This is a genomic window from Nostoc cf. edaphicum LEGE 07299 (genome assembly GCF_015207245.1).
Lineage (GTDB): Bacteria > Cyanobacteriota > Cyanobacteriia > Cyanobacteriales > Nostocaceae > Nostoc > Nostoc edaphicum_B.
Genome location: NZ_JADEXF010000735.1, coordinates 1 through 3301, shown reverse-complemented (window position 1 = coordinate 3301; position 3301 = coordinate 1). Strand labels below are relative to the sequence as shown.

Sequence of the window (3301 nt, the reverse complement as noted above, 5' to 3'; positions counted from 1 at the left end):
CAACCCCTCCCCGCAAGCGGGGAGGGGAGACAAAGCATAGCTTTGGCGGGGTGGGATTCTTATTTTTGATTTATGCAAGAGGTCTAGTGTAGGTTCACTAGTAAGCTAATGAGCATTTAAGTTGCATAAAACCAGGGCTGTTGGCAAAGCGTTCCCGTAGGGTAGCCCTTACTACAAGCGAATCAGTTTGGAAAAAGGAATGACGATTAGCTTACTATTCTCTAGCAGTTCCCTCAAATCACCTTCAGCATTTTTCTTTGGGATAATGAGTAGTACTAATAAATTAAGTTTTGTATAAATTGATGCTTTTGTAATTTCCCTTTGGTATTGTACTTTTTGTACAACAAAACTCAGTATCTTCCGAGCAGTAGCTGTAGGCTATGTCGCTGCCCTTTTTAAGAAGACATATTTACAATACATCACAACATTTATGATTAACAAGAAAGTGAAAACAAAAACTCAAAACTTTTGTAAACTCGTTTCAGTTTTTATAAGTATCTTTGTGGTTTCGCCAGCCTATGCAAGTGATTGGATTCAATGTGCATATCTAAGCCAGATCGAGGTAAACACTTGTCAGATTCCAAGCTATCCAAGTGCTAGGTATGAATATGCAATTTCTTATAACACAACTGAGCCATTACCAGTTGTTTGCAGTCAGTGGAATGTGGGAGCAAGGATCTATAACAAGCAACCGTTTATGGTTCTATCTGATAATCCACCGGTGGGCATGAGTTATGGAGGCTTTATTTTTTATAGAGGAACATATGCCTCTGATGATGGCACAGCCACATGTCCTTCTGGAGAGTGGCGTCACAGATACTGGCGATTAACTCAGGACAATGCAATTCTAACGGATGTCTACGGTAGTAACGGGTGCTTTGGAGGTAACCTTCCAGTGTACTGTCGCGCACGCAAAGAAGCATCCACCAATAATATTTTGAACTTTGAACAAAAGAGATTAGCTCAACTTCCTGAGAGTAGTCTGCTAAAAAGTAATAGATAACGCGATATGCGACTTTCTCTCAAACCTAACCCCCAACCCCTTATCTACTAGGTAAGCGGAGCAAAAATCAAAGCCTCTCGGACTGTGGGGCAGAAGAATGGAAGCGGGGTTCCAAGAATAAGTCGCACATCATGTTCATCAAAATTCTTAATTGTGGTAACTTGCTGGCACAAGCTATAGCGCTTCTGGGTTGAGTCGAATACAGACCTAACCCCCAGCCCCTTCCCTGCAAGGGAAGGGGAGTAAGATTCAAAGCCTCTCTCCTTTTAGGAGAGAGGTTTGGAGAGAGGTCAAAGTTGGGTTGATCGCATTGCAAAGCTACCTCTGTGACGAAAGCTAAAAAATCCTTGGAGCAGATAGCATTTCTCAGTCGCATGGAATACAGGTCTTTGGTTTAGTGCAATTTCTGATAAAACAGATGTTGTTCTGAATCTACTGGGGCAAAATAGAAAACATGACGATTGAATCCAATTCCTCTAATCTACCAACCCCAGAAGCAGACCCCGAAAATGATTTGCAGCCGGATGACTTTGACGGGAGTACAAATGAGAAGAACCTAAGCTCAGAAGCACTAGCGGCACAACAAGCACTAGCGGCGATCGCTTCTTTGCAATCTCCACAACATACAACTGCTTTACAACAAGCCCGTTCTGACTTCAAGCAACCCATTACGAAGCAATCCACAGTTAAGCCGAGGGCATTGCTGATTATTTTAATAGCGATCGCCATCACATTCATCGGAATTATCCTCAATAACTGGATCGTTGGCATTATCGGAACGCTGATAACTTTGCTGTTATCCTTAGCCATATTATTGCCTTGGTTCCAAGAAGTTTTAAACGAGTGGTTTTCACCCCAAGAACGCACTCTGTTTGTGGCTTTTTTGGGATTACTAGTAGCCATCATCGGCTTGATTAGGTTCACAGGTGTGAGCGATCGCTTACTTGCTTTAGGGCGCAAAATTAACTGGGATATTGCTGGTAGCCTAGCAGAATGGTTTGGCGCTTTGGGACAAATTCTCATCGCCATCATTGCCGTTTATGTAGCTTGGCGGCAATATGTTATTTCCAAAGACTTGACAATTCAGCAAAATATGCTGACGATTCAGCAAAATATTATCACCCAGCAACAGACAATTGATTCCTATTTCCAAGGCGTTTCAGACTTGGTGTTAGATGAAGAAGGGCTATTAGAAGATTGGCCTCAAGAAAGAGCGATCGCTGAAGGACGCACGGCGGCAATTTTGAGTAGTGTTGATAGCAGTGGTAAAGCGAAAATTCTCCGTTTTCTCTCACGTTCTAAGTTATTGTCACCTCTAAAACGCGATGGTCGATTAGGTCGAGCCATTTTCAACGGAAGTGGCGGATATGCAGAAGACCGCCTAGAAGGTGTGCGCGTCATTGATTTAGGCGTCATGTTAGCCGCAGCAGACCTTTCTGGTACTGATTTACGTTGGACTGATCTGAGCGAAGCTAATCTTGTCCGCGCTAATCTGAGCGGTTGTGATTTAGTAAAAGCCAACCTCTCCCGCACTATTTTATATAGTGCTAATCTTAGCGATGCCGACATTAACGGCATTCGCCTATTCTACGGTGTAGTGGATAAAGCATCACCCCGCAGTCGGACTGAACCCCCAGATTATGAAACCGGCGAACAAACCGGCGCTGTAGTGGAAAATGCCGATTTCAGTAATGTGCAACGGATGTCTGAGTCTGCACGTTGCTACTGTTGTGCTTGGGGTGGTGAAAAAACTAGAGCTACTATTCCTGGTGGTTGTGAAGGTATTCCTAATAAGTTGGGAAGATAGTTATAAGACTAGATAAAAAATTAGTTAGCCGCGTTAAAAATCTGTTGTGCAGTTAAATTTAATTGGGGAAAAGTAGGTGATGAAATCGCTGTATTGCCTTGAAAAGGTGTCATTTGATATTCACCATCAACTAATTCGCATACAAAAATAGTCGGTTGTTTGGGATTACCGATGAACTTTCTCGCACCCAATGCAGCATAATCAGCAATCCAATATTCGGGAATGCCCATTTCTTCATAATCCCCAAGCTTATTGTAGTAATCATCTCGCCAGTTGCTTGAAACAACTTCAATAACTATTGGAACTGATGCGGCTTGGCTTACTGTTGACTGTTTTTGAAAAAGCGGTTCATTGTCAAGATTATCAAGATTTAGCAGCAACACATCAGGCGAATAAGCAGATTCGGCAGAAGGAGTTTGGATAAATGAAGTTTTGGGTATAGTGTAGGGAAGATTCATGCGATCAAACTCGACAGTTAGCTTATGGGCTAT

General features: G+C 42.7%; 3 protein-coding genes. 2 read left to right on the top strand and 1 reads right to left on the bottom strand.

Annotated features, from left to right (window positions below; genetic code table 11):
* Positions 1 to 430: 430 nt before the first annotated feature.
* On the top strand, positions 431 to 1003 hold the full coding sequence (locus IQ229_RS19810) for a hypothetical protein (protein ID WP_194046670.1): 573 nt from the start codon (positions 431 to 433) through the stop codon (positions 1001 to 1003).
* A gap of 454 nt (positions 1004 to 1457) precedes the next feature.
* The gene (locus IQ229_RS19805) at positions 1458 to 2810 is read left to right on the top strand and encodes a pentapeptide repeat-containing protein (RefSeq protein ID WP_194046668.1); all 1353 of its coding nucleotides are present in this window, start codon (positions 1458 to 1460) and stop codon (positions 2808 to 2810) included.
* Between the two features lie 20 nt (positions 2811 to 2830).
* On the opposite strand, the gene IQ229_RS19800 is transcribed toward IQ229_RS19805, so the two are convergent.
* On the bottom strand, positions 2831 to 3301 hold a 471-nt coding region (locus IQ229_RS19800; protein WP_194046666.1), incomplete at its 5' end, for a Uma2 family endonuclease.

Excerpts from the sequence above, each read along its gene's own strand:
- IQ229_RS19810 (WP_194046670.1), top strand. The coding sequence starts at position 431 with ATGATTAACAAGAAAGTGAAAACAAAAACTCAAAACTTTTGTAAACTC.
- IQ229_RS19805 (WP_194046668.1), top strand. The coding sequence starts at position 1,458 with ATGACGATTGAATCCAATTCCTCTAATCTACCAACCCCAGAAGCAGAC.